The sequence below is a fragment of the Lysobacter enzymogenes genome, from assembly GCF_017355525.1.
Classification (GTDB): Bacteria; Pseudomonadota; Gammaproteobacteria; order Xanthomonadales; family Xanthomonadaceae; genus Lysobacter; species Lysobacter enzymogenes_C.
The window spans coordinates 2975184-3001059 of record NZ_CP067395.1 but is presented as its reverse complement, the minus strand read 5'-3'; the positions used below and the strand labels follow the sequence as shown (position 1 = coordinate 3001059).

The 25876-nt window shown below is 70.1% G+C and carries 30 protein-coding genes; 19 read left to right on the top strand and 11 right to left on the bottom strand.

What is annotated here, in order from left to right; genetic code table 11:
- Nucleotide 1: 1 nt before the first annotated feature.
- Nucleotides 2-679, bottom strand: coding sequence for a glutathione S-transferase family protein (locus JHW38_RS12550; RefSeq protein ID WP_207521664.1), 678 nt, complete (start codon nucleotides 677-679; stop codon nucleotides 2-4).
- A gap of 249 nt (nucleotides 680-928) precedes the next feature.
- On the opposite strand from JHW38_RS12550, the gene JHW38_RS12545 reads away from it, so the two are divergent.
- The 4 genes from JHW38_RS12545 to JHW38_RS12530 all read left to right on the top strand — a co-directional run bounded on the left by JHW38_RS12545 (nucleotide 929) and on the right by JHW38_RS12530 (nucleotide 3177).
- On the top strand, nucleotides 929-1429 hold the full coding sequence (locus tag JHW38_RS12545; protein ID WP_207521663.1) for an STM3941 family protein: 501 nt from the start codon (nucleotides 929-931) through the stop codon (nucleotides 1427-1429).
- The gene (locus tag JHW38_RS12540; protein ID WP_207521662.1) at nucleotides 1426-1848 is read left to right on the top strand and encodes a hypothetical protein; all 423 of its coding nucleotides are present in this window, start codon (nucleotides 1426-1428) and stop codon (nucleotides 1846-1848) included. The genes JHW38_RS12545 and JHW38_RS12540 overlap by 4 nt, the downstream gene beginning before the upstream one ends.
- A 61-nt stretch (nucleotides 1849-1909) precedes the next feature.
- Nucleotides 1910-2764: an ATP-grasp domain-containing protein gene (locus JHW38_RS12535; protein WP_207521661.1), complete on the top strand. Its 855-nt coding sequence runs from the start codon at nucleotides 1910-1912 to the stop codon at nucleotides 2762-2764.
- The gene (locus JHW38_RS12530; protein WP_207521660.1) at nucleotides 2761-3177 is read left to right on the top strand and encodes a hypothetical protein; all 417 of its coding nucleotides are present in this window, start codon (nucleotides 2761-2763) and stop codon (nucleotides 3175-3177) included. Before JHW38_RS12535 ends, JHW38_RS12530 begins: the two co-directional genes overlap by 4 nt.
- Before the next feature lie 87 nt (nucleotides 3178-3264).
- On the opposite strand, the gene fabR is transcribed toward JHW38_RS12530, so the two are convergent.
- On the bottom strand, nucleotides 3265-3930 hold the full coding sequence (gene fabR / locus JHW38_RS12525; protein ID WP_207526353.1) for an HTH-type transcriptional repressor FabR: 666 nt from the start codon (nucleotides 3928-3930) through the stop codon (nucleotides 3265-3267).
- Nucleotides 3931-4046: 116 nt separating this feature from the next.
- Here fabR and JHW38_RS12520 point away from each other — a divergent pair, with 116 nt between their 5' ends.
- Both JHW38_RS12520 and JHW38_RS12515 read left to right on the top strand, forming a co-directional pair.
- Nucleotides 4047-5153: a ferredoxin reductase gene (locus tag JHW38_RS12520; RefSeq protein WP_207521659.1), complete on the top strand. Its 1107-nt coding sequence runs from the start codon at nucleotides 4047-4049 to the stop codon at nucleotides 5151-5153.
- A gap of 31 nt (nucleotides 5154-5184) precedes the next feature.
- Nucleotides 5185-6330, top strand: coding sequence for a fatty acid desaturase family protein (locus tag JHW38_RS12515; RefSeq protein WP_207521658.1), 1146 nt, complete (start codon nucleotides 5185-5187; stop codon nucleotides 6328-6330).
- 82 nt (nucleotides 6331-6412) lie between these two features.
- On the opposite strand, the gene JHW38_RS12510 is transcribed toward JHW38_RS12515, so the two are convergent.
- The gene (locus JHW38_RS12510; RefSeq protein WP_207521657.1) at nucleotides 6413-7123 is read right to left on the bottom strand and encodes a glutathione S-transferase family protein; all 711 of its coding nucleotides are present in this window, start codon (nucleotides 7121-7123) and stop codon (nucleotides 6413-6415) included.
- A 127-nt stretch (nucleotides 7124-7250) separates the two neighbouring features.
- Between JHW38_RS12510 and JHW38_RS12505 the strand changes: the two genes are divergently transcribed.
- A complete protein-coding gene (locus JHW38_RS12505; protein ID WP_207521656.1) occupies nucleotides 7251-8153 on the top strand; it encodes a LysR substrate-binding domain-containing protein in 903 nt (300 codons plus the stop codon).
- Between the two features lie 17 nt (nucleotides 8154-8170).
- Here JHW38_RS12505 and JHW38_RS12500 read toward each other — a convergent pair whose 3' ends face one another.
- Nucleotides 8171-8650: an Lrp/AsnC family transcriptional regulator gene (locus JHW38_RS12500; RefSeq protein WP_207521655.1), complete on the bottom strand. Its 480-nt coding sequence runs from the start codon at nucleotides 8648-8650 to the stop codon at nucleotides 8171-8173.
- 166 nt (nucleotides 8651-8816) lie between these two features.
- Between JHW38_RS12500 and JHW38_RS12495 the strand changes: the two genes are divergently transcribed.
- Complete coding sequence (locus JHW38_RS12495) at nucleotides 8817-9434, top strand: glutathione S-transferase (protein WP_207521654.1); 618 nt, start codon at nucleotides 8817-8819, stop codon at nucleotides 9432-9434.
- A gap of 192 nt (nucleotides 9435-9626) precedes the next feature.
- Entirely contained in the window at nucleotides 9627-10076 is a 450-nt protein-coding gene (locus JHW38_RS12490) for a hypothetical protein (protein ID WP_207521653.1), read from the top strand.
- 13 nt (nucleotides 10077-10089) lie between these two features.
- On the opposite strand, the gene JHW38_RS12485 is transcribed toward JHW38_RS12490, so the two are convergent.
- The 3 genes from JHW38_RS12485 to JHW38_RS12475 all read right to left on the bottom strand — a co-directional run bounded on the left by JHW38_RS12485 (nucleotide 10090) and on the right by JHW38_RS12475 (nucleotide 12296).
- Complete coding sequence (locus tag JHW38_RS12485) at nucleotides 10090-10953, bottom strand: sterol desaturase family protein (RefSeq protein ID WP_207521652.1); 864 nt, start codon at nucleotides 10951-10953, stop codon at nucleotides 10090-10092.
- Nucleotides 10953-11450: an SRPBCC family protein gene (locus JHW38_RS12480; RefSeq protein WP_207521651.1), complete on the bottom strand. Its 498-nt coding sequence runs from the start codon at nucleotides 11448-11450 to the stop codon at nucleotides 10953-10955. Before JHW38_RS12480 ends, JHW38_RS12485 begins: the two co-directional genes overlap by 1 nt.
- A gap of 159 nt (nucleotides 11451-11609) precedes the next feature.
- Nucleotides 11610-12296 (bottom strand): SIR2 family NAD-dependent protein deacylase, encoded by a 687-nt coding sequence (locus tag JHW38_RS12475; RefSeq protein ID WP_207521650.1) that lies wholly within the window; start codon nucleotides 12294-12296, stop codon nucleotides 11610-11612.
- Nucleotides 12297-12449: 153 nt separating this feature from the next.
- Here JHW38_RS12475 and JHW38_RS12470 point away from each other — a divergent pair, with 153 nt between their 5' ends.
- The gene (locus JHW38_RS12470; RefSeq protein ID WP_207521649.1) at nucleotides 12450-13964 is read left to right on the top strand and encodes an amidohydrolase family protein; all 1515 of its coding nucleotides are present in this window, start codon (nucleotides 12450-12452) and stop codon (nucleotides 13962-13964) included.
- A 10-nt stretch (nucleotides 13965-13974) separates the two neighbouring features.
- Here JHW38_RS12470 and JHW38_RS12465 read toward each other — a convergent pair whose 3' ends face one another.
- Together JHW38_RS12465 and ftrA are read right to left on the bottom strand one after the other, a co-directional pair.
- A complete protein-coding gene (locus JHW38_RS12465) occupies nucleotides 13975-14880 on the bottom strand; it encodes a hypothetical protein (RefSeq protein ID WP_207521648.1) in 906 nt (301 codons plus the stop codon).
- Nucleotides 14881-14980: 100 nt separating this feature from the next.
- The gene (ftrA, locus tag JHW38_RS12460) at nucleotides 14981-15991 is read right to left on the bottom strand and encodes a transcriptional regulator FtrA (RefSeq protein ID WP_207521647.1); all 1011 of its coding nucleotides are present in this window, start codon (nucleotides 15989-15991) and stop codon (nucleotides 14981-14983) included.
- Nucleotides 15992-16083: 92 nt separating this feature from the next.
- Here ftrA and JHW38_RS12455 point away from each other — a divergent pair, with 92 nt between their 5' ends.
- The 4 genes from JHW38_RS12455 to JHW38_RS12440 all read left to right on the top strand — a co-directional run bounded on the left by JHW38_RS12455 (nucleotide 16084) and on the right by JHW38_RS12440 (nucleotide 18650).
- On the top strand, nucleotides 16084-16494 hold the full coding sequence (locus tag JHW38_RS12455) for a rhodanese-like domain-containing protein (RefSeq protein WP_207521646.1): 411 nt from the start codon (nucleotides 16084-16086) through the stop codon (nucleotides 16492-16494).
- A gap of 67 nt (nucleotides 16495-16561) precedes the next feature.
- Nucleotides 16562-16975 (top strand): RidA family protein, encoded by a 414-nt coding sequence (locus tag JHW38_RS12450; RefSeq protein WP_207521645.1) that lies wholly within the window; start codon nucleotides 16562-16564, stop codon nucleotides 16973-16975.
- 134 nt (nucleotides 16976-17109) lie between these two features.
- Nucleotides 17110-17655, top strand: coding sequence for an HD domain-containing protein (locus JHW38_RS12445; RefSeq protein WP_207521644.1), 546 nt, complete (start codon nucleotides 17110-17112; stop codon nucleotides 17653-17655).
- Nucleotides 17656-17762: 107 nt separating this feature from the next.
- Entirely contained in the window at nucleotides 17763-18650 is an 888-nt protein-coding gene (locus tag JHW38_RS12440; RefSeq protein WP_207521643.1) for an aldo/keto reductase, read from the top strand.
- Nucleotides 18651-18770: 120 nt separating this feature from the next.
- Here the strand turns inward: JHW38_RS12440 and JHW38_RS12435 are convergent, their stop codons facing one another.
- Nucleotides 18771-19178: a YciI family protein gene (locus JHW38_RS12435; RefSeq protein ID WP_207521642.1), complete on the bottom strand. Its 408-nt coding sequence runs from the start codon at nucleotides 19176-19178 to the stop codon at nucleotides 18771-18773.
- A 236-nt stretch (nucleotides 19179-19414) separates the two neighbouring features.
- On the opposite strand from JHW38_RS12435, the gene JHW38_RS12430 reads away from it, so the two are divergent.
- The 5 genes from JHW38_RS12430 to JHW38_RS12410 all read left to right on the top strand — a co-directional run bounded on the left by JHW38_RS12430 (nucleotide 19415) and on the right by JHW38_RS12410 (nucleotide 25482).
- Nucleotides 19415-20482: an alpha/beta fold hydrolase gene (locus tag JHW38_RS12430; RefSeq protein ID WP_207521641.1), complete on the top strand. Its 1068-nt coding sequence runs from the start codon at nucleotides 19415-19417 to the stop codon at nucleotides 20480-20482.
- Nucleotides 20483-20774: 292 nt separating this feature from the next.
- On the top strand, nucleotides 20775-21677 hold the full coding sequence (gene gnd, locus JHW38_RS12425) for a phosphogluconate dehydrogenase (NAD(+)-dependent, decarboxylating) (RefSeq protein WP_207521640.1): 903 nt from the start codon (nucleotides 20775-20777) through the stop codon (nucleotides 21675-21677).
- A gap of 111 nt (nucleotides 21678-21788) precedes the next feature.
- Entirely contained in the window at nucleotides 21789-23054 is a 1266-nt protein-coding gene (locus JHW38_RS12420) for a DUF1624 domain-containing protein (protein WP_207521639.1), read from the top strand.
- 408 nt (nucleotides 23055-23462) lie between these two features.
- Entirely contained in the window at nucleotides 23463-24707 is a 1245-nt protein-coding gene (locus tag JHW38_RS12415) for a glycosyl hydrolase family 8 (RefSeq protein ID WP_207521638.1), read from the top strand.
- 271 nt (nucleotides 24708-24978) lie between these two features.
- Nucleotides 24979-25482 (top strand): hypothetical protein, encoded by a 504-nt coding sequence (locus JHW38_RS12410; protein WP_207521637.1) that lies wholly within the window; start codon nucleotides 24979-24981, stop codon nucleotides 25480-25482.
- Nucleotides 25483-25578: 96 nt separating this feature from the next.
- Here JHW38_RS12410 and JHW38_RS12405 read toward each other — a convergent pair whose 3' ends face one another.
- Entirely contained in the window at nucleotides 25579-25770 is a 192-nt protein-coding gene (locus JHW38_RS12405; RefSeq protein ID WP_207521636.1) for a hypothetical protein, read from the bottom strand.
- Nucleotides 25771-25876: the final 106 nt, after the last annotated feature.

Genomic DNA, 25876 nt, shown 5'->3' with positions numbered 1-25876 from the left:
GTCAGTCTTCGAGGAAGCGCGCGGGAATGCGGTCGCGCAACGGGAACAGCGGGAAGTACGGCCGCGCTTCGGCCAGCGTGCGGCGCACCGAGGCGCGGTCCATCAAGCGGTCGTAGTAATCGCGCAAGCGCGTCTGTTCCGGCGCGGACGGCGCGACGATGGCGGCGTAGAACAAGGCCGGCGCGGCCGCGCAGTCGGCGAGGGTGAACGCGTCGCCGCAGATCCAGTCGCGCTCGGCCTGGCGCTCGATCATCGCGTAGGCGACCGCCAGCGTCGCGCGCGCGTCGGCGGCGCCGCGCGGGTCTTTTTCGTCGACGCCGCGCATTTCCTCGGCGACGAGGCGCTGCATCGGCGTCTGCACGTACAGATCGAAGAAGCGGTCCCACAGGCGCACCTCCAGGCGCGCGTCCGCATCCGCCGGCAGCAGCGCGCGCGGGCCGGGATAGTGCTGTTGCAGGTACTCGACGATGATCGAGGTCTCCGGCACCGTGCGCCCGCGCGCTTCGTCGCGCAGCACCGGCATCTTGCCGACCGGCCACAAGTCGAGGAAATCGGCCTTGCTGTCGGGATTGCCGAGATCGACCAGATGCGCCTGGAACGGGGTGTCGTTCTCGTACAGCGCGATCAGCACCTTGTGGCAGAACGAGGCCAAGGGGTGCGAATACAGGTGCAAGGACATGGCGGGCTCACGGGTCGGGGTAAGGTTTCCTTCGTGGCTAAGTATTGCCACGGCTCCCGGACGATTGCAACGACTGTTTCCTGGCCGGCTAAGTATTGGCCGGCGCCGCGGCGGACCGGCTAGAGTCGGCGGACACAAGACAGCGCCGCGGGGTTCCGGCGCCCAGGGAGCGGCGATGCGCAGGGACGAGGGCACAGCGGATCGGTGTAGGGCTCGCGCGCCCGCAGGCGCGGCGGAGGCTGGGATTCGATGAAGCTCGTGGTCGCGAACCCGCGTTGGAAGTCGGTGCTGGCGCTGCTCGGCGCCTTGTCGTTCGTCGCCGCCGGCGCGTTCATCGTGCTGTGCGAGTCGGGCCTGGCCGCGTTCCTGGTCGGCGGCGCCGCGATCGTGTTCTTCGGCGCGTGCGCGGTGGTCTGCGCGTTCCAGCTGATCGATCGCAGGCCGCGGCTGTCGATCGACGACGACGGTTTGTACGACGGCACTCTCGGCATCGGTGTCATCGTGTGGCGCGATATCGCCGATGCGCAGTTGCTCTCGGTGGGGAACGGCCATTTCGTCTGCTTGCGGTTGCGCGACCCCGAACGCTGGCGCAGCGAGTTGCCGCCGCATCTGCAGCCACTGTTCGGGCTTCACGAGCATGCGGGCTTCGCTACGATCAACGTGAATCTGTCGGGCCTGGCGGTGGACCCGCACGCGATGCTGGCGCTGATACTCAAGTATTCGGCGATGTACGAGCCGGGCAGGGGATGAACATGCAAGATTCGCATGAAGACGAAACGCGACTGCTGGCGTTCCTGCAGGACGAATGGCGCCGCTATTCGCCGGCGCAACTGCGCCGGGGCGTATGGGTGTCGTCGCACGAGGCCATCGTCTGCGAGCTTGGTTCGGAGCGGGCCGACCCGATGGCGCAGCCGCTGCAGCGCGCGTGGTGGGTCGACTGGGACTCGATTCAGCCGCGTCCGCCGCAGTCGTTCAAGGTGTTTTGCGACTATCTGACGGTGGGGCGCGCGCAGGAGCCGCATCCGATCGGCTGGTCGAGTTTCGCGCCATTTCCGCAGGCGCCGTTCTATTTCGTGGACAATTTCCGCGGCCCTTTGGATGGCGACGGCTGGCGGGTGCGGGTGAGCGCTGGCGGCGTGGAAGTACTGGAAAAGCTTTGGGTGTCGTAACCTCGGCGAGCTCACGGTTTCGGCCGGACCGGGCCGACCAAAAATGCACGAGGAGCCGCGAATGGAAATCGCCCTGTTGGAAAACACGCTGGCGGTAGTCGCCCAGCCTGTCGGCGTGTCCGTCTATGATTTCGACTTCGCTTTGTACTACGACTGCCGGCATCCGCCGTTCTTCGCGCCCGATACGCCCTGCGTTCTGCGCGTCGGCGCGGTCGAGGATTACCCCGCGCGCTATGCCGAATTGGCGGAACTGGGGCTGCGGCCGGTCAACTCGCCATCCGAGCACGAGCGCGCCAGCGAACTGGATCATTGGTACCCACTGCTGCACGACCTGACCCCTCGAACACGGATATTCGAGCGCTTGCCGCCGGCCGAACGCATCGAGGCCGAGTTCGCCTGGCCGATCTTTCTCAAGGGCTCGCGTCAGACCAGCAAGCACAACGCCAAGCTGTCGGTGATCGGAGACCGCGAGCATTACGCATGGGCGGTGGAGCAGTACCAGCGCGATCCGGTATTGCACTGGCAGCGGCCGGCGGTTCGCGAATTCGTGCCGTTGGCGCCGGTGGCGGGCGGTATCGCCGGCAAGGTGCCCGCATCGTTGGAATTCCGCAGCTTCTGGTGGCGCGGAACCTGCGTGGGTTGGGGACGCTACTGGTATCAAGCCGCCGCCTACGCTTGCGACGACATCGAAGCGGGGCTGACCATCGCCGGTGAAGCGGCACGGCGGTTGCAGGTGCCGTTCCTGGTGGTCGACATCGCCAAAACTGCGGATGGTCGCTGGATCGTGATCGAATGCAACGACGCGCAGGAGTCGGGTTATGCGGCGGCGCCGCCGCGGGCGATCTGGGATGCGGTACTGGCTGCGGCGACGGCCGAGAGGAAGCGCGAAAGCGCGCCTGAAGGCGATAGGCCATGAAGGCGCTGTGTATCGCGCTCGCGTTGGCCGTCGCTTTGTCCGGGTGCGGGGTGCTGGATTCCAGGGAACTATGGTCGTCGGGAAACTATGTGATCTTGTGGATCGATGGCCCCGACGATGCGCATCTGGCCTATCGGGTAGGGCCCGCGACCACAATGGGAGTTTCCGATCCCTGCGTATCTGCGGTTGCCGAAAACGCCGCCTACATCGCCATCGAGCAACGGCCGCCGCAATCGACCCTGCGGCCGATGTATGTGATCTACGCGAAGCAGGCGCGCGCGCCGGGCGAGCCGCCTGCACAGGCCCTGGGCGAGCCGATGCATCGGGAAGCCTATAAAGCGATAGCGGCGCGGTTGGGCCTGCCGACGCTGCGGCCGGTCGGTGCCGAGGGCGTATGCGGATGGGATAACTGATCGGCGAAGTGGCCGTCGGCCCGATGGGCTTCGACTCGGGATGACGAACTGGCAGGCAGTGTCGCGAACCGCCTCCGCAGCCGGAATTCAGCGCATCTTCGCCGCCCGCGCCCGCGCCGCCTTGCCCCGCTCCGCCATCGCCCGCGACCCGGCCAGGATCATCCGCACCATCGCGCTCATCTGTTCGATCAGCTCCGGATCCTTCTCGCGCGGCATGTCCATCGCGGTGGCGCCCATCGCGAACACCAGGCGGGTGATCGAACGCGCCACCAGCGCCGGTTCGTACAGTTCGACGTTGTCGAACGCGGCCAATCGGATCAGGTCGACGCGCAGTTCTTCCTCGAAGAACGACAGTTCGCGGTCGACCGCGCGCTTGAACGCGTCCGAGCCGACCGTGCCTTCGCGCAGCAGCACGTGCAGCAGGCGGTCATCGGCGCGCAACTGTTCCATGAAAGCCTCGATGGAACTGCGCACGATGCTGCGCCGCGTGGTCAGCCGGTGGCGGGCCTCGCCGACGATCTTGCGCAGCGATTGTCCGGCCAGGTCGATCAGCGCCACCGCCAGTTCGTCGGTGTCGCGGAACTGGCGGTAGAAGCTGTTCGGCGCGATGCCGGCTTCGCGCGCGACTTCGCGCAGGCTCAGCGAGGACACGCTGCGGTGCGGGCCGACCAGCTTCAGCGCGGCGTAAATGATGTCCTCGCGCGAAATCGTCGCCTTGCGGCCCGGGTGGCTGTCGACGTCGATGTCGGTGATAAGGCGTTGGCTCACGGGGCGGCGGCGCGTGGACGGGCAGCGGACATGATACTCCCGTTGCTGAATTAATATACGGTTGTGCACACAACTGTGCGGATATCTGTATAGTGCCCCCCATGAACGCTGCCGTCCGCCCCGCCGCCGCCCGTCCGCGCAGTCGCCTGCGCCGCCTGGTTTCGCCGTTTGTTTCGCCGCAAGTCTTTGATTTTTGGGCTTCCCGGCTCCATCCGACCTGGTCGTGGGAGCGCCCGCTGGCGCGCATCGTCGGCTGCAGCGAGGCCTCGGCCGACGCGGTGACGCTGCTGCTGGCGCCGAACCGGCACTGGGCCGGTGCCGTCGCCGGCCAGCATCTGCTCATCGGCGCGCGCATCGACGGCGCCCTGGTGACGCGCAGCTACAGCCTGTCGGACGCCCCGCGCGCCGACGGCCGCATCGAGATCACGGTCAAGGCGATCGAAGGCGGCAAGCTCAGCGGCTATCTGCACAGCCGCGCGCGCATCGGCGACGTGCTCGAGCTCGGCCCTGCGTTCGGCGAGATGACCTTGCCCGAACGCGCCGACGGGGCGCGCGTGTTCCTCGCCGCCGGCAGCGGCATCACCCCGCTGATGGCGATGGTGCGCGCGCAAGCCGCGCTGGCCATGCCGGCGCCGCTGACCCTGCTGTACTGGGCGCGCCGCCGCGAGGAGCTGTGCTTCGCCGACGAACTGCGCGAGCTGGCCGCGCAACATCCGAATTTCCGCGTGCGCTTCCTGCTGACCCGGCAGGAGCCGCGCGCCGGCGACGAAGACGCCGGCCGCATCGACGCCGATCTGCTCGCGCGCCATGCCGGCGATCTGCGCGAATGCGCCGTGTTCGCCTGCGGCCCCGGCGGTTTCGTCGACAGCGCGCGCGCGCTGGCCGAAACCGGCGCGCGCGCGTTCGCCAGCGAAGCCTTCACCCCGCCGCCGCGCGCGGCCGGCGACGAGGGCCATGCCGAAGTCGTGCTCGCGCGCAGCGGCCGCAGTTTCCAGTTGCCGCGCGGCGAATCGCTGCTGACCGCGCTGGAAGCGCAGGGCCTGAAGCTGCCGTCGGGCTGCCGCATGGGCCTGTGCAACACCTGCGCCTGCGGCAAGTCCGCCGGCGCCACTCGCCATCTGCATACCGGCGAGCTGCACGCCGAACCGGCGTCGGCGCTGCGGCTGTGCGTCAGCGCGCCGGCCGGCGATCTCGTCCTCGACCTTTGACGTTCCCTCTTTCCTCCTTGAAGCCCCTCGCATGAGCAAGCAACGCAACCGCGCGCTGAGCGCGCTGGAACTCGACCGCTTCGGCGAAGAACTCGACGCTCTGCGCGCGCGCACGCTGGCGCAGGTGGGCGAGGTCGACGCCGTCTACATCCGCCGGGTGGTCGCGGCGGTGCGCTGGACCGGACTGGCCGGGCGCCTGCTGCTGTACGTCGGCGCGATCGGCGGCGCGTTCGTGTCGTGGCTGCTGTGGCCGGCCTGCGTGCTCGGCGCGCTGCTGCTGGCGGCGTCGAAGATCATGGAGAACATGGAAGTCGGCCACAACGTCATGCACGGCCAGTACGACTGGATGCGCGATCCGCACCTGGACGGCCGCAGCTACGAATGGGACATCGTCGCCACCGGCGACAACTGGCGCAAGACGCACAACTACCAGCACCACACCTGGACCAACGTGCGCGGCATGGACGACGACATCGGCTACGGCCTGCTGCGGATCTTCCCGGAGCAGCGCTGGCGCCCGTTCTATCTGCTGCAGCCGCCGATCGCGGTGGTGTTCGCGCTGCTGTTCCAGTGGGGCGTGGCGATCCAGGAACTGCGCGTCGGCCGCTGGCTGGCCGGCAAGACCACGCACCGCCAGATGTGGCGCAAGTTCGCGCCGGTCGGGCGCAAGATGGGCAAGCAGCTGTTCAAGGACTACGTGCTGTTCCCGGCCTTGGCCGGCCCGTTCTTCCTGCCGGTGCTGCTCGGCAACCTGGTCGCCAACGGCATCCGCAACGTGTGGACCTACGTGGTGATCTTCTGCGGCCACTTCACCCACGACGTGGAAGTGTTCCCGAAGGAGTCGGTGCGCAACGAATCGCGCGGGCATTGGTATCTGCGCCAGCTGCGCGGCTCGGCCAACCTGACCGGCGGCAAGCCGATGAACCTGATGACCGGCAACCTCAGCCATCAGATCGAGCACCACTTCTATCCCGACATCCCGGCGTGGCGTTATGCGGCGATGGCGGTGGAAGTGCGCGAGATCTGCGAGCGCTACGGCCAGCATTACGACACCGGCTCGCTGCCGCGGCAGTTCGCCGAGGTCAGCTGGCGGATCGTCCGCCACGCCTTCCCGAGCCGCCCGCGCAAGCGCCGGCCGCTGGTGCGGGCCGAGGTGGCGATGGAAGCGCAAGGCTAAGCGCGCAGCGCCATCGGCAAGACCCTTCGCGAATCCCCCGGCGCCTCGCGGCTCCGGGGGATTCGTCGTTTCGGGGCCTATGTCAGGCCGCGCGCCGGAACGCGACCGACTCGGCGATGCCGACTTCGCCCTCGAAGCGGCCGGTGCTGACGGCCGGGCGCTGCTGCTCGATGGCGTGGGCGAACGCCACCGCCGGATCGGCCTCCAGCTGATCGAACAGGCGTTGCAGGTTCGGGTAATCGCGGCGGTCGACCACGCTGTGGTACTTGGTCCAGCGCGCGATGCCGATGAAGTAAGCGTCGGCGAGGGTGCGCTGTTCGCCGAGCAGCCAGCGCTTGTCGCCGAGCATACGCTCCAGCTCCTGATGCGCGCGCACCACGCGCATGCGGCCGTACTCGGTCAGCACGCGCTTGGTCTCGTCGTCGGATTCGTGTTCCAGCAGCCACCACAGCGACGAGAACGAGCCGAAGAAGGTGGTGTTGAGGAACGCCAGCATGCGGTTGAGCTCGTCGAACTCCGGCGTGCCTTGCTTGAACGAGATGCCGGCGTCCAGCGCGCCCGGCAGCGCGCCGATGTGGTTGAGGATGGCCAGGCTCTCGGCGAGGAAATCGCCGCGCGCGGTGGTCAGCGCCGGCGTCTCGCGCACCGGGTTGATCGCGGCGAACAGCTCGGTCTGCATGTCTTCGGGCATGTTGACCCGCGCCAGCCGGTACGGCTGGCCGGACCATTCCAGGGCGACGATGGAGCCGAACGAGCAGCCGGAGGGGACGCCGTAGTAGAGGATCGGGGACATGGTGGGTTCCTTGGGTTCGTGTGAGCCGCGTCGTTCGCGGCGGGTGCGAGAACTGTAGGTTCGTGGACTTTGGCCGTGTAGTCGGCAAAAAGTGGACTCAAAGTCCACATATGTGTACTTTTCGCGCATGTTGAACCTCAACGATCTGGTCCTGTTCGCGACCGCCGTCGACAGCGGCGGCTTCGCCGCGGCCTCGCGCCGGCTCGGCGTGCCGAAGTCGACCATCAGCAAGCGCGTGGCCGCGCTCGAGGACGAACTGGGCGTGCGCCTGATCCACCGCACCTCGCGCAGCTTCGTGCTGACCGACACCGGCCGCGATTTCCACGAGCACGCGCGCGCGGCGCTGATCGAAACCGAGGCGGCCGAGAACGCGGTGCGCAGCCGCGTCGCCGAACCCAGTGGGCGGGTCCGCATCACCTGCGGCGTGCCGACCGCGCAGGAATATCTGGCGCCGCACTTGCCGGCGCTGGCGCGCGCGTATCCGCGCCTGCAGGTCGAAGTCGACGTCAGCGACCGCTTCGTCGATCTGGTCCAGGAGGGTTACGACATCGGCGTGCGCAGCCACTTCGCGCCGTTGCCGGATTCGGGGCTGATCCAGCGGCAGGCCGCGGTCGAGGCGATCGTGCTGGTGGCGGCGCCGGCGTACCTGGACGAGCGCGGCCTGCCGCAGGCGCCGCTGGAACTGAGCGCGCACGACGGCTTGCTGACCGGGCCGAACAACGGCGTGTGGACGCTGCGCGCGGACGGCGCCGCCAGCGTCGCGGCGACGCCGCGGCCGCGCATGGTCGCCAACGAAAGCCGGGTGCTGGCCGCGGCTGCGGTCGCGGGGCTGGGGATCGCGGTGTTGCCCGAGCGGTTGTGCGCGGCCGAGCTCGGCGACGGGCGCTTGCGGCGGGTGTTGCCGTCGTGGAATGCGGGCTCGGTGACCACGACGCTGGTGATGCCGCATCGGCGCGGGCAGTTGCCGGGCGTGCGCGCGACGGTGGAGTTTCTGGTCGGGTGTTTGGCGCACGAGCGCGCAGCGCAGTAGCCCGCCTGTGCGCAACCTCAATCGGCGCCGTCGTCCTCGTCCACCGGAATCGCCAGCCCGCGCTTGACCAGGCTCAACGCGACATTGGTGCCGAAGCGGCGCACGTTCGGATTCTCCGCCACCAGCCGCAGCATCAGCGCGTCGAAGGCTTCGGTGTCCGGCGCAGTCACCACCAGCACGAAATCGGCCTCGCCGGTGACGTAGAACGCCTGCTGCACCTGCGCGCACGCGGCCAGCCAGTGGCGCAGCTGGGTCAGCAGTTCCGGCCGCTCGCGTTCGACCTGCAGCGAGACCACGAAGAACGTCGGTTTGCCGACCCGCTTGGGATCGAGCACCGCGGCGTGGCGCTGGATCACCCCGGCCTCGCGCAGCCGCCGCAGCCGGCGCTGGATCGCCGACGGCGACAGCGCGACCTGTTCGGCCAAGCGTTCGGCGGTCTGGTCGGCGTCGTCCTGGACCCGATTGAGCAATTGGCGGTCGAAGCGATCGAGTTTCATGGCCGCCATCTTAGCCGCCGCGTGCGCGGCCGCCGGCGGGCGCGATGCGGCGCGCGCACGCCGGAAAACCGCGTGGGCTCCGGCGCGGATGCGGCGAAAACGCGCGGCCGCGCCGTTAGCCTGTGCGCCTGCACTCAAGCCGCCCCGACCCCGAAGGACGCCCCCCATGCGCCTGCTGTACCAGACCCACTCGCCGTTCGCCCGCAAAGCCCTGGTGTTCGCCCTGGAAGCGGGCCTGGGCGAACGCATCGAAGTGATCCACCACGAGACCAGCCCGACCCTGCGCAACGAAGCCGTCTACGCCGAAAACCCGCTCGGCAAGGTGCCGGTGCTGCTGCGTCCGGGCCTGCCGCCGCTGTTCGACTCCGACATCATCTGCGCCTACCTCGACACCTTGCACGAGCGTGACCCGCTGATCCCCGCGCACGGCGAAGCGCGCTGGCACGTGCTGCGCCTGCAGGCGGTGGCGCAGGGTCTCGCCGACAGCGGAATCAAGGTGCGCTGGGAAACCGTGCGCCGCCCGGAGGCGCTGCGCTACGAGGCGCTGCGCGAGGGCTATACGCAGAAGCTGCTGGAAAGCTACGACTGGCTGGAACGCGAACTGGACGTCGATTCGCCCGTGCACCTGGGCCATATCGCGGTCGCCACCGCGCTGGGCTGGCTGGAGTTCCGCGAGTTGCCCGACTTCCGCGCGGGCCGCCCGCGGCTGAGCGCCTGGTTCGACGGATTCGCGCGCCGCGCGTCGATGCAGGCCACGCCGCTGTCGGGCGAAACCCAGGACTGAGCGGCGCGCCGGAGCCGTCCGATCGGAGCGGGCCGTTCGAAGTCGTCTTCTTCAAGCCGCTGCGGCGGGCGTGTCCTGCACGGCCGCGGCGCTTCGTTCGCATAGGCAGGTGGAGCGCGTGCGGGGGCGGACGCTCCGCCGCGCGCGCAGCCGCGCGCCGCGCCGGCCGCCGCCACGACTGCGAGGTGGACGATGAAAAAGGTTTTCGGCGGAGTGATCTCGGTGATCCTGCTCGGGATCTACGTGCACCTGATCAGCCTCGCCGTGCGGGTGGCGCTGTGCGTGGGCAAGACCGGTTGCACCGAGTACGCGGCCAGCCACTTCAACGACGGCATGGCCCAGGCCTTGTCGGTGATCGGCGGGCTGGTGTCGGCGCTGGTGATCGCCGAACTGGCCCTGTCCAAGCCCGGCGAAGCGCCGGGCGCGCGCGTGCTCGACAGCGACGCCTCGACCGGCGCGGTGCGCACGCTGACGATCGTGTCGGTGTTCTTCGTCCTGGTCTGGATCGGCACCGGCCTGACCGCGTTCCTGGTCGGCCTGTACCACCCGGCGGCGCTGCCGGTGCTGACCACGCACGGGCAGGCGTGGCTGGGGCTGGCGGTGTCGGCGGCGTACGCTTACTTCGGACTGCAACCCAAATAGCGGTGCGCCGCGCTCAGCGCGCGGCCGCGTCTTCGCCGCCGCCGCGGCGCAGATGCGCCAGCGAACGCTCCGGCGGCCCGAACAACTGCCCGAACGCGCCGCGCAGGCCGCGCGCGCGCCAGGCGTCGGCGAACATCGCGATCCATTCGTGGAAGGTCAGCTTGATCGGATTGTGGCTGCGGATCTGGCCGACGATGCCGTACTCGCACGGCGTGGCCGCGTCTTCTTCGACATAGGTGCCGAACAGCTTGTCCCAGACGATCAGCACGCCGGCGTAGTTGCGGTCGATGTACTGCGGATTGCGCGCGTGGTGCACGCGGTGGTGCGAGGGCGTGTTGAACACCTTCTCCAGCCAGCCGAGCTTGCCGACCGCCTCGGTGTGGACGAAGAACTGGAACGCGAGATTGATCGCCACCACCGCGACGATGTGCTTGGGCTCGAAGCCGATCCAGGCCAGCGGCAGCCAGAACACCCACATGCCCGAGATCGGGTACGTCAGGCTCTGGCGGAAAGCGGTCGATAGGTTCAGGCGCTCGGAGGAATGGTGGGTGACGTGCGAGGCCCACAGCCAGCGGATGCGGTGGCTGGCGCGGTGGAACCAGTAGTAGAAGAAATCCTGCGCGACGAACAAGGCGGCGATGGTCCAGACCGAGGCCGGCAGGTCGAACAGTCGGTGGGCATAGACCGCGTAATACAGGCCGATGACGATCAGCCACGCGATCGCGTCGCTGGCCTGATGCATCAGCGCCAGCGCCGCGTTCGACAAGGTGTCGCGCAGGCTGTACTGGCCGGGCCGGCGCTTGCGCCAATACCACGCCTCCCAACCGATCAGGGCCAGGAACACCGGCGCCAGCGCCAGCAGGATCCATTCTTCCATCAGCGCCGCTCCGTGCGCCAGGCGCCTTCCAGCGCCTGCGCCATGCGTTCCAGGCAACGCGCCATCGCCGCGCGCATGCAGCCGCGCAGCAACGGCGCGGCCAGCGGCCACGCCAACGGCGAGGTCAGTTCGAATTCGTAGCGCCAGCGCACCCGGGTGGCGTCGGCGCCGTCGTCGCGGTCGGCCGTGAAGTCCCAGCGCGCGTGGCCCTCGCGCGCCAGCCACGCCAGCGGCGGGCGCAGGCCGCTGAGGGTGTAGGCGTGCAGGCGCGGCGCGTCCAGTTCGGTGATGCGCTCCATCAGCTTGGAGCCGTCGCTGTTCTCCAGCGACCGCAGCGCGCCGACCGCCGGCGGCGCCAGCGCGGTGATGCGCTTGAGCGCGGGAATCGGGCCGTAGCCGGGGAACAGGGCCGGGAAGCGCTCGCTGTCCAGGGCCAAGGCGAACACCGCCTCGGGCGGCGCGTCGATGCGGCGTTCGGCGGTGAGGGACAGGCGCATGGGGCGAGTCTAGGAGCGGGCCGGAGGGCTGTCCACACGCTTGCGTATGTTTCGTGGGCGATGCCTCAAGCCCGGGCGCTGCGTTCGCAGCGCGGCGCGATCCGGCCGCTCAGGAAAGCGCGGCGGCGACCGCGCCGCCGCGCCCGTGGCCGGCCGGTTTCAAGCCTGCGCCAACCACTCCTCGACCAACCCCGGCACCGTCTCCACCGCGGTTCCGCGCAGGAAGCGGTAATCGTCCGGCACGTCCTGCAGGTCCGGCGAGACGAACACGCGCTCGGCCTCGGCCGGGGCGTAGTCGACCAGTCCCGCCGCCGGCCACACGGTCAGCGAGGTGCCGATCGCCAGCACCTTGTCGGCTTCGGCGAAGTGCTGCGCCGATTCGCTCAGGTGGCGCACGTTCTCGCCGAACCAGACCACGTCCGGGCGCAGCTGGCTGCCGAGCTCGCACAGGTCGCCCAATTCGATCAGCGGGCTGCGCATCGGGTAGATGCGCGACTCGTCGGCGGTGCTGCGCGCCTTGAGGATTTCGCCGTGCACGTGCAGCACCCGGGTCGAACCGGCGCGCTCGTGCAGGTCGTCGATGTTCTGGGTGACGATGGTCACCTCGTACTTGTCTTCGAGCCGGGCGATGGCCTCGTGCGCGGCGTTGGGGCTGGCCGCGAGCACGCCGATGCGGCGCTCGTTGTAGAAGCGCAGCACGGTGGCCGGGTCGCGGCGCCAGCCGTCGGGCGAGGCCACGTCTTCGAGCCGGTGCTCGTGCCACAGCCCGCCCATGTCGCGGAAGGTCTTGAGCCCGCTTTCGGCGCTGACTCCGGCGCCGGTGAAAATCACGATCTTGCGTTTCATCCTTGTGCCGTCCATGTAGCGAAAAAAGCGCCCGTGCGGGGCGCGTTTCAACCATAGCGCGGCATGGCGCATCTGCCCATGCCGTCGGTCTGCGATCGGAGGCCGGCGAAGGCCGCGCGCCGTTATGATCGCAACCACTGGCAGGAGAACCGCATGAACGTCCGCTTCCTCGTCCTGGGCCTGGCCCTGAGCATCGCCGCGCCGGCTTGCGCGCAGGCCGCCGCGCAGGCGCCGCCGCGTTACTGGGTGCGCGACGTCGCGGTGATTCCGCTCGACACCGACGAGGTGCTGACCCATCGCGACGTGCTGATCGAAAGCGGTCGGATCCGCCGCATCGCCGCCGCCAGCGGCAAGCTGCGGGTCGGCGATGCGACAGTGGTGGACGGACGCGGCAAGTACCTGCTGCCGGGCTTCGTCGACGCGCACGTGCACCTGGCCACCGAAGGCGGGATCCGCGCCAGCAAGGACCCGACGATCAGCGGCCTGGACCTCGGCGCGGAGCATCGGTTCGACCGCCACGTGATGCTGAGCCTGCTCAAGGCCGGCGTGACCGGCGCGGCCAACCTCGGCGGCAGCGTCGGCAGCGACGACGACCTGCTGCGCCAGCGCGACGAGATCGACGCCGGCCGCGAGGTCGGTCCCAAGCTCTATGTCGGCAAGCTCATCAACGGCCCGCTCGCCGCGGTGGCGGTAAAGCCCGACGGCCAGCCGGTGCCGGCGTCGAAGCCCGAGGCGCCGACCACCGCCGCCGACGGCATCGCCGCGGTGCAGCGCGCCAGGCAGCGCGGTTACGACTTCATCAAGCCCTACCAGTTCCTCAACCGCGAGACCTACCTCGCCATCGTCGAGGAAGCCAAGCGCCAGGGCTACATCACCACCGGCCATCTGCCGGAACTGGGCTGCGCCAGCTGCGCCGACCGCGCGTTCGCCTTCGCCCATCCGATGAACAACATCGCCCACAGCGAGGAACTGGCGCGCTACGGCCGCATCGGCAGCGATCTGGCGCCGACCGACATCGAGGCGCTGGCGCAGGCGGTCGCCGACAGCGGCATGTCGGTGACGCCGACCCTGGTCACGCTGAAGACCATCGTGACCATGTACGCGCAGCGCGAAGTGCCGGCGGTGCCGCACGGCTGGGACGATACGGTCGATCCGGTGACCCGGCGCGACTGGGCGGCGCCGGGCAACCGTTACCTGAGCCAGGCCTTCCGCGACCAGGAAGGCGCCGACACCTTCTCCGCCGGCTACGACTTCGCCCGCGTGCTGACCCGCGCGCTGTGGAAGCGCAAGGTGCCGCTGACCGTCGGCACCGACGCGGCATTGCCGGGGCTGGCGTTCGGGGTGTCGGTGCAGCAGGAAATGATCGAGCTGCGCGAGATCGGCCTGAAGCCGCTGGAGGTGCTGCGCGCGGCCTCGCTCAACGCCCACCGCCTGTTCGACCCGCAGGCCGGCAGCGGCGCGGCGCGCGAGGGCGAGCGCGCCAATCTGGTGTTGCTCGACGCCGATCCGCTCGCCGACATCCACAACACCGGCAAGGTCGCCGGCGTGTTCGCGCAGGGGCGCTGGCTGTCGATCGGCGAGATCGACCGCCAGCTCGCGCAGGGCGCCGCGTTCGAACGCGGCTTGCAGCGGCAGATCGAGCAGCGCAAGGCCGCCGCGGCGAAGTGAGCCGGCGCGCTCAGCGCAGCGCGGCGAGCGCCTGATCCAGATCGATCGCCCAGATGCGGCGTTCGGACAGGAAATACAGCGTATCGGCGCGGCCGTGGAAACGCTCGGCGGGCAGCGGCGCGCCGTCGTCGTCGCAGGCCTGGAAGCGGGCGAGGATCGCGCATTGCGCGGCGTCGTCGAGCCGCAGCAACGTCAAGCGGTCGTGCTCGCGGTAGCCGCCGGTGAACAGCGCGTGCTCGCCGCGCGCGGCGAAGGCATGCGCGCCTGCGACCGGCACGTTCCAGTAGCGCGCCACCCGGCGTCCGCGCAGCAACACCAGCGGAAAAGCGGTGTAGTAGTACAGCCAGGTTTCGCGGTCGTCGGCGACGTTGAGCGCGTAGCAGTCGCAGATGTGGTCGAGCCCGGCCAGATCGGGGTGGAAGCGGTAGACGCACTCGCCGTCCGCGTCCCAGGCGGCGAGCCCGTGTTGCGAGACCGGGTCGTCGCCGAACACGCCCTCGTCGAAATACGCGGTCCAGATCGCGCCCTTGAGCGTGGTCTGGACATGTTCGATGCCGTCGCCCAGATGCAGCTCGCGCAGCGGCCGGCCTTCGCGCGAATACACCCGGCCGTTGCCGGCGCTGCGGCGGTCGGGGCCGAGCGGAACGCCCAGGAACAACAGGTCGGCGCCGAGCGGCTGCAAGGCGTAGAGCAGGCAGGTCGGGCTTTCGAAGCGCAGGTCGAGCGTGCACTGGCCGTCGAGCCACGCGCGCACGGGGTACGCCGGCGGCGGCTGTCCGCGCCCGTGCGGGCCTAACGCCTGCAAGACGTAGACCGCGCGCTCGGGGCCGATGGCGAACGCGATCACGTCGTCCTGGCCGTCGATTTCGACGATGCAGCGTGCGGTCAGCGAGAGGGTGGGCGGCGGCTGGGCCATGCGGGTCCCGATCCTTGCGACGAAGCGCGTCGGTACGCAGCGCGATGGTAACGCAGCCGCTGTCGCGTTCGGCCGGCCGCGGCTTGCGACGCGAACCGCTTCAGCGCGATCCGCGCGCGAAGCGCTCGCGATAATCGCGCGGCCCGACCCCGAGCTTGCGGCGGAAGTGGTGGCGCATCGTCACCGCGCTGCCGAAACCGGCGTCGCCGGCGATGCGTTCCAGCGGCGCGTCGGTGGTTTCCAGCAGTTCGCGCGCGCGTTCGACCCGCGCCTGGATCAGCCAGTCGGCCGGGCTGGCGCCGGTGGCCTGCTTGAACCGGCGCAGGAAGCTGCGCTCGCTCATCGCCGCCAGCCGCGCCAGTTCGGTCACGCTCCACGGCTCGCCCAGGCGCTTGCGCACGCGTTCGAGCAACGGCGCCAGCGCGCCGCGCTCGCTGCGCTGCACCGGCCGTTCGATGTATTGCGCCTGGCCGCCTTCGCGATGCGGCGCGATCACCAGCCGCCGCGCCACGTGGTTGGCGATGCGCGCGCCCCAGTCGCGCCGCACCAGATGCAGGCACAGGTCCAGGCCGGCGGCGCTGCCGGCCGAGGTCAGCAGGCGGCCTTCGTCGACGTAGATCGCATCGGCGTCGACGTCGATGCGCGGATAGCGCGCGCGCAAGGTTTCGGCGTAGCGCCAATGGGTGGTCGCGCGACGGCCGTCGAGCAATCCGGCGGCGGCCAGCACGAACGCGCCCGAGCAGATCGACAGCACCCGCGCGCCGCGCGCATGCGCTGCGCGTACGGCCGCGGCGATGTCGGCCGGCACCGGTTCGTCGCAGCCGCGCCAGCCCGGCACGATCACCGTGCCGGCCTCGGCCAGGCGGTCCAGACCGGCGTCGGCGCGCAGGCTCAGCCCGTACTGGCCGCGCAGCGGGCGGCGCTGCGCGGCGCAGGTTTCGAAGCCGTACCAGGCGCGGCCGCGCAGCTCGGCCTGCAGTTCCGGGCGCGGCAGGCCGAACACTTCGGCCGCGCAGCCGAACTCGAACGCGCACAGGCCGTCGTAGACCAACACCGCGACCCGTGGATTGGACGGGCCGGCGCGGCGCAGCGGGGCAGGGCGGGGCGACATTGGCGGGATCTGATCGATGCTTGGCGATTGCGCCAATCCTCGCGCAAGCGGCTGCGGCCGACAATGGCCGCGTCCCCACCCGGAGCTCGACCATGCGCAACGCCGTCACCGAAATCCCCGCCGCCGCGTCCGCCCAGGCGTTGGCCCACTTCAGCGCCCAGTTCGGCTTCGAAACCGATTGCTGGGACGTGCACGCCGCGCTGGCCGCGGGCGAGCCCGGCTTCGTCCTGGTCGATGCGCGCGGCCCGGAGCAGTTCGCCGCCGGCCACGTGCCCGGCGCGGTCAATATCCCGCACCGCAAGCTGATCGCCTCGCGGCTGGCGGCGTATCCGCCGCAGACCTTGTTCGTGGTGTATTGCGCCGGCCCGCACTGCAACGGCGCAGCGCGCGCGGCGGTGCGGCTGGCCGAGCTGGAGCGGCCGGTGAAGCTGATGGCCGGCGGCGTGACCGGCTGGCTCGACGAGGGCTTCGCGCTCGCGCACGGGCAGGCCGACGCGGCCTGAGCCCATCGACGTCACAACCGCGGAGGGTGCATCGTCGTCCCGATAACTCCCCCGCACAGGATTCGCGATGAACGCTTCCGTCTTCACCCTGGACAACCCCGTCGGCCTCTACGACCCCGCGCCCAACGGCTACTCGCACCTCGCCCGCGTCGCCGCCGGCGCGCGCTGGGTGCTGGTGGCCGGGCAGGGCGGCGAAACCGCCGACGGCGCGCTGGCCGCGGACTTCCGCGCGCAGGTGCGGCAGGCCTTCGCCAACCTCGGCACCGCGTTGGCCGCGGCCGGCGCCGGGCCGCGCGACGTGGTCAAGCTGACCGTGCTGGTGGTCGACCACAGCCACGCGCGGCTGGCGGTGTTCGGCGAAGAACTCGCCGCCGCGTTCGGCGCCGGTCACCGGCCGACCTGCACCCTGATTCCGGTGCCGCGGCTGGCGCTCGACGGCATGCTGTTCGAAATCGAGGCGATGGCCGCGCTGTCGGCCTGAGCCCGCGCTACAATGGCGACGCGGCCGCAACGGCCGCGTCCCGCGGCGCATCGCCGCACACTCCCCAAGTCCATCGCGTCGCCCAGCCCCCAGCTGCGCGGCGCCGGCGGCTGGGCGACCACGCAGGAGCACGCATGCACACCGAACACGGACTCGTCCTTCGCGCCGCGGCCTTCGCCGCGCAACGTCACCGCCGCCAGCGCCGGCTCGACGCCGAGCGCAGCCCCTACATCAACCACCCGCTGGCGCTGGCCGACACCCTGGCCAACCTCGGCGGCATCGCCGACCCGGTGGTGCTGTGCGCGGCCTTGCTGCACGACACCGTCGAGGACACCGCGACCACGTTCGAGGAGATCGAACTGGCGTTCGGCGCGCGCATCGCCGCGGTGGTGCGCGAGGTCACCGACGACAAGGCCCTGCCCAAGGCCGAGCGCAAGCGCCTGCAGATCGAGCGTGCGCCGCACATCTCGGCCGAAGCCAAGCTGGTCAAGCTGGCCGACAAGATCTGCAATCTGAGCGACCTGCTCGACGCGCCGCCGGCGTGGCCGCGCCAGCGCAAGCGCGATTATTTCGACTGGACCGCGCAGGTGATCGCCGGCGTGCGCGGCGCGCATCCGCTGCTGGAGGCGCATTTCGACGCCTTGTACGCGCGCATCGACGAGTTGACCGACAGCGCTTGACCCACGGCAGGACCGTCGTGGTTTGCGGCCGCCGTCGCGGCTGCGGCGAACCCATCGCCGCCGCGGCGCGGCTAGACTGGCGGTCCTCCTCGCCGTCCTCGCCCCGCATGAGCGCTGCCGAACCGCTGAACCTGTCCCCCATCGTCGCCGGTTGCTGGCGCATGGCCGAATGGAACCTCGATCCCGGCCAGCGCCTGCGCTGGATCGGCCAGGCGCTGGACCTGGGCATCGACAGCTTCGATCACGCCGACATCTACGGCGACTATTCGGTCGAAGGTCTGTTCGGCGAAGCCCTGGCCTTGCAGCCGGCGCTGCGCCAGCGCATCCGCCTCATCAGCAAGTGCGGGATCAAGCTGACCTCGGCGCAACGGCCCGCGCATGCGATCAAGTCCTACGACACCTCGCGCGCGCACGTGCTCGCCAGCGTCGACAACTCCCTGCGCGCGCTGCGCACCGATTATCTCGATGTGCTGCTGATCCACCGCCCCGACTTGCTGATGGACGCCGACGAACTCGCCGCGACCTTCGCCGAGCTCAAGGCCGCCGGCAAGCTGCTGCACGCGGGCGTGTCCAACCACACCCCGGCGCAGCTGGCGCTGCTGCAGGCGCGGCATCCGCTGGCGACCCATCAGGTCGAACTCTCGCCGCTGCACCTGCCGCCGCTGGACGACGGCACCCTGGAGCAATGCCAGGCGCTGCGGATGCGGCCGATGCTGTGGTCGCCGCTGGCCGGCGGCCGTTTGTTCGGCGGCGGCGACGAACGCGCGCAGCGCGTGCGCGCGGTGCTGGAAGACCTCGGCCGCCGCCACGGCGGCGCATCGGTGGCGACGATGGCCTACGCCTGGCTGCTGCGGCACCCGTCGCAGCCGTGGCCGATCACCGGCAGCGGCCGCGAACAAGGCCTGCGCGACGCGGTCGACGCGTTGGCGATCCGGTTGTCGGCGCAGGACTGGTACGAGGTGTGGCAGGCCAGCGCCGGCCGCGAAATCGCGTAACTGCGCGATCCTCCCTGTAGGAGCGGCGCGAGCCGCGACTGCGACAACGCAACTACCGCGAAACTCGCGCAATGGTTGCGTTGTCGCAGTCGCGGCTCGCGCCGCTCCTACAGGAAGCCCTCAGGCCTGCTGCGGCGCCTCGAACCCTTCGACCGCCTTCTTCACGTCTTCCGGGAAATCCTCGACGTCCATCATCTGCCGCACCTCGATGGTCTCGTTGTCCGCGCCCGGGCAACGCTTGGCCCATTCGACCGCTTCCTCGCGCGAGGCGACCTCGATGACCCAGTAGCCGCCGAGCACTTCCTTGGCCTCCGGGAACGGGCCGTCGGTCACGCTCGGCCGGCCGCCGCGGAAGCTGACCCGCGCGCCCATCGACGGCGGGTGCAGGCCGTCGAGCGCGCGCAGCACGCCGGCCGCCTGCAGGGAATGGTTGTAGGCCATCATCGCCACCACCTGCTCGGCGCTGGGCAGGGTGCCCGGCGCGGCGGATTCGTAGCCCTGGGGGATCATCAGCATCATGAAGCGCATGGCGGTTCTCCTGAGAAGTCGTTCGGTTTGAGGGGAAGCGACCCCGTTTCGGCCGCTTCTGTCATGGCGACGAACCACGGCGGCCGAAATCGACACGGCGTTTGCCATCGGCTTGCGAACGGCCTTGCCGCGGTGCAGCGGAACTGAATCGAGTCTGTCTTGCGCGTGCCGGGGGGCGCCGGCAACCGCTCCGGTCTTGCTTACCATCGCCGCTTCATTGATCGGGCGGGGCGGCGATGGACGCGGCACGCGGAACACTAAGGCATACCACCAGCGCGGCGATGGCGGCGGCCTTGATGGCGGTCGCGGCCGGCGCCGTCGGCGCGCCGGCCAAGCCCGCGGCGCGGGCCAAGCCGCGGCCGCCGGCGGACACCAGCCTGGACGTCTACGCCGAACCCGGCGAGCGCATCGACATCGGCGGCGGGCGCAAGCTCAACCTGCGCTGCAGCGGCGAAGGCTCGCCGACGGTGCTGCTGGAATCCGGCTTCGGCTCCGACTCGCTGGCCTGGGCCAAGGCCCAGCCGCAGATCGCCCAGCGCAACCGGGTCTGCGCCTACGACCGCGCCGGCCTGGGCTTCAGCGACGGCGGCCCGCTGCCGCGCGACCTCAAGGCCGACGTCGCCGACCTGCGCGCATTGATCGACGCGGCCGACCTTGACACCCCGCTGATCCTGGTCGGCCATTCCTACGGCAGCCAACTGGTGCGCCGTTACGACGAGCTCTATCCCAAGCAGGTCGCGGCGCTGGTGCTGGTCGACCCGCCGGAGCAGAACGTCGGCGAATTCTCCGCCTCCTACGCCAAGACCGAAGCCGAGATGGCGCCGCGCATGCTGGCGATGTACCGCGGCTGCGAGCAGGGCGCGCGCGACGGCCGCCTGGCGGCGGCGCGGCCGCCGTCGGACCTGAAGAACTGCCTGCGTCCGCCGAACCCGAACTACAGCGACAAACTCAACGCCTCGATCCGCGCCTGGCGTTCCAAGCCGGCGTTCTGGGAGACGGTGATTTCCGGCTCGCAGGACCGCCTGTCGATGTACGGCAGCGCGGTGGCCAAGAGCGAGCGCCACGACGGCAAGCCGGTGATCGTGCTCAGCGCCGAGCAGCCCTACGCCGGCGCGCCGGCCGACGACCTCAAGGCCTTGCTGGCCGCGCGCGAGCAGACCCACATGGCCTTGATCGGCACCTCGCGCTACGCCAAGCGGGTGACCATCGCCGACAGTTCGCACGACATCCCCAACGACCAGCCGGCGGCCGCGGCGATCGCGGTGTTCGAGGCGATGGAGATGCGCAAGCAGATCGGGCGCTGAGGCGGTCGCGCGAAGGTTCTGTGGGCGACGGCCTGTTGTGGCAGGACCGTCGGGCCCGACGCTGCCCGCTGCGATGGCGGCGTCGTAGCGGAAACGCAAGCCTGGGGCCTGAAAGCCATCCCACGAAAGCTTTCGGCCAAGCGCCGCGATCCATGCGGCCAAAGTCGGTCGATCCGCCGCCTTTATTTCGCCGCGATCGCTCACACTTCCTTACCGAGACGGGCACCAAGATCGCCTGTCCCGCGCGCCGGCACCGGCGCGGCGGTCATCGAACACGACATCGGGAGACGGTATGGAACTGGGCATGGTCGGCCTCGGCCGCATGGGCGCGAATATGGCCGAGCGCTTGGTGCGCGGCGGCCACAAGGTCACGGGCGTCGACCCCGGCGCCGCGGCGCGCGAGCAGGCCGCGGCGCGCGGCATCGGCGCGGCGGCGACGCTGGCGGAGTTGGTCGCGGCCTTGCCCGCGCCGCGCGCGGTGTGGCTGATGGTGCCGGCCGGCGCGGTCGACGCGACCCTGGTCGAACTGCGGCCGCTGCTGGCGCCGGGCGACACGGTGATCGACGGCGGCAATTCCAACTACAAGGACACCGTGCGGCGCGCCGAAGAACTGCGCGCGCACGGCCTGCACTACGTCGATTCGGGCACCAGCGGCGGCGTGTGGGGCTTGCAGGAGGGCTACAGCCTGATGATCGGCGGCGACGAGGCCGCGGTCGAACGCCTGCGGCCGATCTTCGAAACCCTGGCGCCGGCGGCCGACCGCGGCTGGGGCCGGGTCGGGCCGAGCGGCGCGGGCCATTTCACCAAGATGATCCACAACGGCATCGAGTACGGAATGATGCAGGCCTACGCCGAGGGCTTCGCGATCCTCGGGCGCAAGGCCGAGTTCGGCCTGGACCTGGAGCAGATCGCGCAGATCTGGCGCCACGGCAGCGTGGTGCGTTCGTGGCTGCTCGACCTCAGCGCCGACGCGCTGGCCAAGAATCCGACGCTGCAGGGCATCGCGCCGTACGTGGAGGATTCCGGCGAAGGCCGCTGGACCGTGGCCGAAGCCATCGATCTGGACGTATCGGCGCCGGTGATCACCGCCTCGCTGATGGAACGCCTGCGTTCGCGCGAGAAGGATTCCTTCGCCGACAAGCTGCTCGCGGCGATGCGCAACGAGTTCGGCGGGCACGCGGTGCGCAAGGAATAAGCGGCAAGGAATAAGCGGCGTTATTCGAGCGGAAACCCGCGGCCGCGAGGCCGCGGCGGCGCGCGCTATACTCGGCGCGCGCCGCTGCCGGCGCCGTTTCGGGAACCGAGCATGGCGCAGCCTGGGGGCAACGCGGCAGCCGATCCTGCCGAAGTAGATGCTGCCGAAGCCGCATCCGTTGGCGCGGCCTTCGCGCCCGCGGCGGCCGACGCCGGCCTGACCCGCTCGGGCGCGATGCGCCTGGAGCTGATCGACGTGTTGCGCGGCTGGGTGATCGCGCTGATGGTGCTCGATCACGTCCGCGACTATTTCCACAGCGACGCGTTCGCGTTCAATCCGCTCGACCTCGACCGGACCACGCCGCTGCTGTTCGCCACGCGCTGGATCACCCATCTGTGCGCGCCGACCTTCGTGTTCCTGGCCGGGGTCTCGATCCATCTGCAACTGGCCTCCGGCGTCGCCCGCGCGCGCGTCGCGCGGCTGGCGCTGACCCGCGGCCTGTGGCTGATCGCGCTGGAACTGACGGTGATCGTGTTCGGCTTCAACTTCCAGTGGCCGTTCCTGTTCCTGCAAGTGATCTGGGCGATCGGCCTGGGCATGGTCGCGCTGGCGGCGCTGGTGTGGCTGCCGCGTTCGGCGGTGTTGCTGCTGGGCGCGGCCATCGTAGTGGGGCACGCCGCGTTGGCGGGTTTCGCGCCGCCGGCGACGTCGCTGTGGGCGCCGCTGTGGACCGTCTTGCTGCGTCCCGGCGTCATCGCCGGCGTGCCCGGATTCGTCGCTTACCCGGCGGTGCCGTGGATCGGCCTGATGCTGCTCGGCTACGGCCTCGGGCCGGTGTTCGCGTGGCCGCCGGCGCGGCGCCGGCGCGCGCTCGCCGCGCTCGCGATGTTCGCGTTGGCGGCGTACGTCGGCCTGCGCCTGTCCGGCCTCGGCGACCCGCGCGCGTGGCGGCGCATGGCCGATCCCTGGCTCGATGCGGCGTCGTTCTTCAACGTGACCAAGTACCCGCCTTCGTTGCAGTACGCGTTGGTCACGCTGGGCGCGGCGCTGCTGCTGGGACTGGCGCTGGAACGTTTGCGCGGACCGTTGCGCGCGGTGTTGCTGGCGTACGGCCGCACGCCGTTGTTCACCTATCTGCTGCACATCTACGTCGTGCACGGTCTGGCCTTGATCGCGGGCGTGGCCAGCGGCGTGCCGGCGGCCGCCTTCATCGGCTTCCTCGACCGCCCGCAGCGTTTGACCGAAGCCGGCTGGGGCGTAAGCCTCGGCGCGGTGTATGCGGTCTGGCTGCTGGTGCTGGCGCTGCTGTATCCGCTGTCGCGCTGGTTCGCCGGGGTCAAGCGGCGCCGGCGCGATCGCTGGCTGAGCTATTTGTAGGCGCGGCTGCGAATTCGAGGCGCGGCGACGCGCTCGCCGCTCGCGATTCGCGTCCCGAGGCGACGCCCGCGCGCAGCGGCGCGTGCGAACCGTCGCCGCCGACACCCGTATACCGCGACGCCGCGCAAGCGCCGCGGTACGACCAAAGTCGATCTGCGAACCCGCGCAGGCATGTTCGCGCGTGGGTTGACGGCGGTCGCGCTTTGGCGTGGCCGCGCGCGCTAGCCTGCTTGCGCCCGCGGCGCCGAAGCATGCGCGTCGTCGCGGTCGACCACGACCGCGCGCGCCGCGATGCATCCGCTGCCTGCGTTCCCCTCCTCCCGCCGCTGCCGCGGCGCGGGCGCTGCGCGCCCGTGCGCGCCGCCGCCTGCGCGGTCGCCCACCGACCCTCTTTAGCGGAGATATCCCATGCACAACGCTTCAGCCCGGCCGCGCCGCGGCTTGCACACCCTGGCCCTGGTATTGGCCACCGCCGCCGCGCTCGGCGCTTCGCTCGCCGCGCAGGCCGCGCCGAACTATCCCTTCGGCAGCCATCGCCAGAGCTACGTCAGCGGCACCCTGAGCCCCAGCGTCGGCCGCGCCGCCGCCGACCAATCCACCGCGTCGTTCTATCGCGCCTGGAAGCAGCGCTATCTGGTCGCCGGCTGCAAGGCCGGCGAATACCGGGTCAAGGCCAGCACCGACACCGCGTACGTGGTGTCGGAAGGGCAGGGCTACGGCATGCTGATCACGGTGATGATGGCCGGCAGCGATCCCGACGCGCAGGCGTTGTTCGACGGCCTGCACCGCTACAACCGCGGCCATCCCAGCAGCGGCAACCCGGCGTTGCTGGCGTGGGCGCAGGACGCCAACTGCAAGAACGTCGCCGGCCCCGATTCGGCCACCGACGGCGACCTCGACATCGCCTATGCGCTGCTGCTCGCCGACCTGCAATGGGGCTCGGCCGGCTCGATCAATTACCTGTCCGAAGCGCGCAAGGTCATCGCCGCGATCCGCAGCAGCAACGTCAATGCCAACACCAAGCTGGTCACCCTCGGCGACTGGGTCAGCAGCAGCGAGCCGAACTACTACAACTCCACCCGCAGCTCGGACTGGATGCTCGGCCATTTCCGCGGCTTCGCCAGCAAGCTCGGCGACAGCTACTGGACCGGCGTGCTCGACGCCCACCAGACCCTGATCGGCAAGATGCAGAGCAGCTACGCGCCCAATACCGGCCTGCTGCCGGACTTCATCGTCAACACCAACACCACCGCCAAGCCGGCGCCGGCGAACTTCCTGGAATCCGAATACGACGGCGCGTATTCGTGGAACGCCGGGCGGGTGCCGTGGCGCATCGGCATCGACGCGGCGGTCAGCGGCGACAGCCGTTCGCGCAACGCCGCGCGCAAGCTCAGCCAGTGGATCAAGGGCAAGGCCGGCAACAACGCCAACAACATCCGCAGCGGGTACAAGCTCGACGGCACGGTGACCGAGAACTACAACAGCACCTTCTTCACCGCGCCGTTCGCGGTCGCCGCCACGGTCGATACCGACCAGGCCTGGCTCGACAAGCTGTGGACCTACATGGCCAACGGCGGCACCAGCGATTACTACGGCGACAGCGTCAAGCTGCTGTCGATGATCGCGGTGTCGAACAACTGGCTCAAGCCCTGAGCCAGGACGCACGGCCGGCCCGCGCTGCGCGGGCCGGCCGTTCCCGCGCCTGTCAAGCACCCGAGTCGGCAAAGTTTTGACAGGTCGCCTAGGTCGAAAGTCTATGGAGTTGTGCCCGCCGTCTCTCTAGGATCGGTGTGTCGGTCGCGTTGGGGAGCGCGCCGCAAGCCTGTCCCCACGCGGTTCCGGCACCACCCAATGGAAGGCGAACGGGCCGCTGCGGCCCCATCCTGCGGCGTTCGCGGCCGCCATCGACGAGGCACAGGGAGCCATGCGCAAGATCGAATCGAAGCCGTTGTCCAACGGCAGCAATGCGTTCAACAAGGCCTTGGTCGGCCTGATTCTGGCCGGCGTGTGCGCGGTGGCGTCCGCCTCCGGCGAGCCCAAGCCGTTCGACAGCGCGCATGTGCTGGAGCAGCAGAAGCAAATCCGCAGCGACGTCGACGCCGGCCGCGGCGACTACGCCAAGCTCGAGCCGGCCAAGCGCGACGAGCTTCGCTCGCGCCAGGACCGTCTGGGCCAGCTGCTGCAAGGCCGCAGCTACGATCAGCTCAGCGCGTCGGAACGCGAGCAGGCGCATCAAGACTTGGCCTGGATCGCGCAGGCCGGCGGCACCGTCGCCGCTGCGGCCGAGCCCGAAGAAAAAGTCGTCTGCCAGCGCGTGCGTACGATCGGTTCCAACCGCACCGAAAAGGTGTGTAAGAGCGTCTCGCAGCGGCGCGAAGATCAGAAGAACCGGGTCGAACCGCAGCTCGATCGTCCCGGTATCCGCTGAACGCGGTATCCGCGCGACGCGCGGACGTTCGGTCGGTCTTCGCGGCAGCGCCGCGCGGTTTCGCCCGCGCGGCGTTGGCCGCTTGAGCCGGCCGGCTCAGTCGCAACAACGGCACGGCTGGCCGTTGCCGGGGCTCCAGCCCGGCAGGCCGCCGCAGCGGTCCTGACAGACTTTGATGCTGCACAGCGCTTTGTCCGGCGGCGCCGACGAAGCGGCCTGGACGCCGAAGCCGAAGCCGAACGCGGCCAGCGCGAACGCGGCGAGCCAGCCATACGATTTGCGTTTCATGCGCGATCCTCCCGAAGTGGCGGACGACGCGGGCACCGCCCGCGTCGCCGGCACTGTAGGCGCGCGTCCGCGCCGCCGGCGCCGACTGCGTCACCGAACGCGGCCG

What these genes read in the sequence shown, in the direction of transcription:
- JHW38_RS12450 (WP_207521645.1), top strand. Translation starts at nt 16,562, where the DNA reads ATGAACGCTTCCGTCTTCACCCTGGACAACCCCGTCGGCCTCTACGAC.
- JHW38_RS12410 (WP_207521637.1), top strand. Translation starts at nt 24,979, where the DNA reads ATGCGCAAGATCGAATCGAAGCCGTTGTCCAACGGCAGCAATGCGTTC.
- JHW38_RS12500 (WP_207521655.1), bottom strand. Translation starts at nt 8,650, where the DNA reads ATGAAACTCGATCGCTTCGACCGCCAATTGCTCAATCGGGTCCAGGAC.
- JHW38_RS12475 (WP_207521650.1), bottom strand. Translation starts at nt 12,296, where the DNA reads ATGAAACGCAAGATCGTGATTTTCACCGGCGCCGGAGTCAGCGCCGAA.
- ftrA (WP_207521647.1), bottom strand. Translation starts at nt 15,991, where the DNA reads ATGTCGCCCCGCCCTGCCCCGCTGCGCCGCGCCGGCCCGTCCAATCCA.
- JHW38_RS12405 (WP_207521636.1), bottom strand. Translation starts at nt 25,770, where the DNA reads ATGAAACGCAAATCGTATGGCTGGCTCGCCGCGTTCGCGCTGGCCGCG.
- JHW38_RS12520 (WP_207521659.1), top strand. Translation starts at nt 4,047, where the DNA reads ATGAACGCTGCCGTCCGCCCCGCCGCCGCCCGTCCGCGCAGTCGCCTG.
- JHW38_RS12490 (WP_207521653.1), top strand. Translation starts at nt 9,627, where the DNA reads ATGAAAAAGGTTTTCGGCGGAGTGATCTCGGTGATCCTGCTCGGGATC.
- JHW38_RS12540 (WP_207521662.1), top strand. Translation starts at nt 1,426, where the DNA reads ATGAACATGCAAGATTCGCATGAAGACGAAACGCGACTGCTGGCGTTC.
- JHW38_RS12495 (WP_207521654.1), top strand. Translation starts at nt 8,817, where the DNA reads ATGCGCCTGCTGTACCAGACCCACTCGCCGTTCGCCCGCAAAGCCCTG.
- JHW38_RS12550 (WP_207521664.1), bottom strand. Translation starts at nt 679, where the DNA reads ATGTCCTTGCACCTGTATTCGCACCCCTTGGCCTCGTTCTGCCACAAG.
- JHW38_RS12435 (WP_207521642.1), bottom strand. Translation starts at nt 19,178, where the DNA reads ATGCGCTTCATGATGCTGATGATCCCCCAGGGCTACGAATCCGCCGCG.
- JHW38_RS12535 (WP_207521661.1), top strand. Translation starts at nt 1,910, where the DNA reads ATGGAAATCGCCCTGTTGGAAAACACGCTGGCGGTAGTCGCCCAGCCT.
- JHW38_RS12470 (WP_207521649.1), top strand. Translation starts at nt 12,450, where the DNA reads ATGAACGTCCGCTTCCTCGTCCTGGGCCTGGCCCTGAGCATCGCCGCG.
- JHW38_RS12510 (WP_207521657.1), bottom strand. Translation starts at nt 7,123, where the DNA reads ATGTCCCCGATCCTCTACTACGGCGTCCCCTCCGGCTGCTCGTTCGGC.
- JHW38_RS12430 (WP_207521641.1), top strand. Translation starts at nt 19,415, where the DNA reads ATGGACGCGGCACGCGGAACACTAAGGCATACCACCAGCGCGGCGATG.
- JHW38_RS12485 (WP_207521652.1), bottom strand. Translation starts at nt 10,953, where the DNA reads ATGGAAGAATGGATCCTGCTGGCGCTGGCGCCGGTGTTCCTGGCCCTG.
- JHW38_RS12480 (WP_207521651.1), bottom strand. Translation starts at nt 11,450, where the DNA reads ATGCGCCTGTCCCTCACCGCCGAACGCCGCATCGACGCGCCGCCCGAG.
- JHW38_RS12455 (WP_207521646.1), top strand. Translation starts at nt 16,084, where the DNA reads ATGCGCAACGCCGTCACCGAAATCCCCGCCGCCGCGTCCGCCCAGGCG.
- JHW38_RS12420 (WP_207521639.1), top strand. Translation starts at nt 21,789, where the DNA reads ATGGCGCAGCCTGGGGGCAACGCGGCAGCCGATCCTGCCGAAGTAGAT.
- JHW38_RS12515 (WP_207521658.1), top strand. Translation starts at nt 5,185, where the DNA reads ATGAGCAAGCAACGCAACCGCGCGCTGAGCGCGCTGGAACTCGACCGC.
- JHW38_RS12505 (WP_207521656.1), top strand. Translation starts at nt 7,251, where the DNA reads ATGTTGAACCTCAACGATCTGGTCCTGTTCGCGACCGCCGTCGACAGC.
- JHW38_RS12445 (WP_207521644.1), top strand. Translation starts at nt 17,110, where the DNA reads ATGCACACCGAACACGGACTCGTCCTTCGCGCCGCGGCCTTCGCCGCG.
- JHW38_RS12440 (WP_207521643.1), top strand. Translation starts at nt 17,763, where the DNA reads ATGAGCGCTGCCGAACCGCTGAACCTGTCCCCCATCGTCGCCGGTTGC.
- JHW38_RS12415 (WP_207521638.1), top strand. Translation starts at nt 23,463, where the DNA reads ATGCACAACGCTTCAGCCCGGCCGCGCCGCGGCTTGCACACCCTGGCC.
- JHW38_RS12545 (WP_207521663.1), top strand. Translation starts at nt 929, where the DNA reads ATGAAGCTCGTGGTCGCGAACCCGCGTTGGAAGTCGGTGCTGGCGCTG.
- gnd (WP_207521640.1), top strand. Translation starts at nt 20,775, where the DNA reads ATGGAACTGGGCATGGTCGGCCTCGGCCGCATGGGCGCGAATATGGCC.
- JHW38_RS12465 (WP_207521648.1), bottom strand. Translation starts at nt 14,880, where the DNA reads ATGGCCCAGCCGCCGCCCACCCTCTCGCTGACCGCACGCTGCATCGTC.
- JHW38_RS12530 (WP_207521660.1), top strand. Translation starts at nt 2,761, where the DNA reads ATGAAGGCGCTGTGTATCGCGCTCGCGTTGGCCGTCGCTTTGTCCGGG.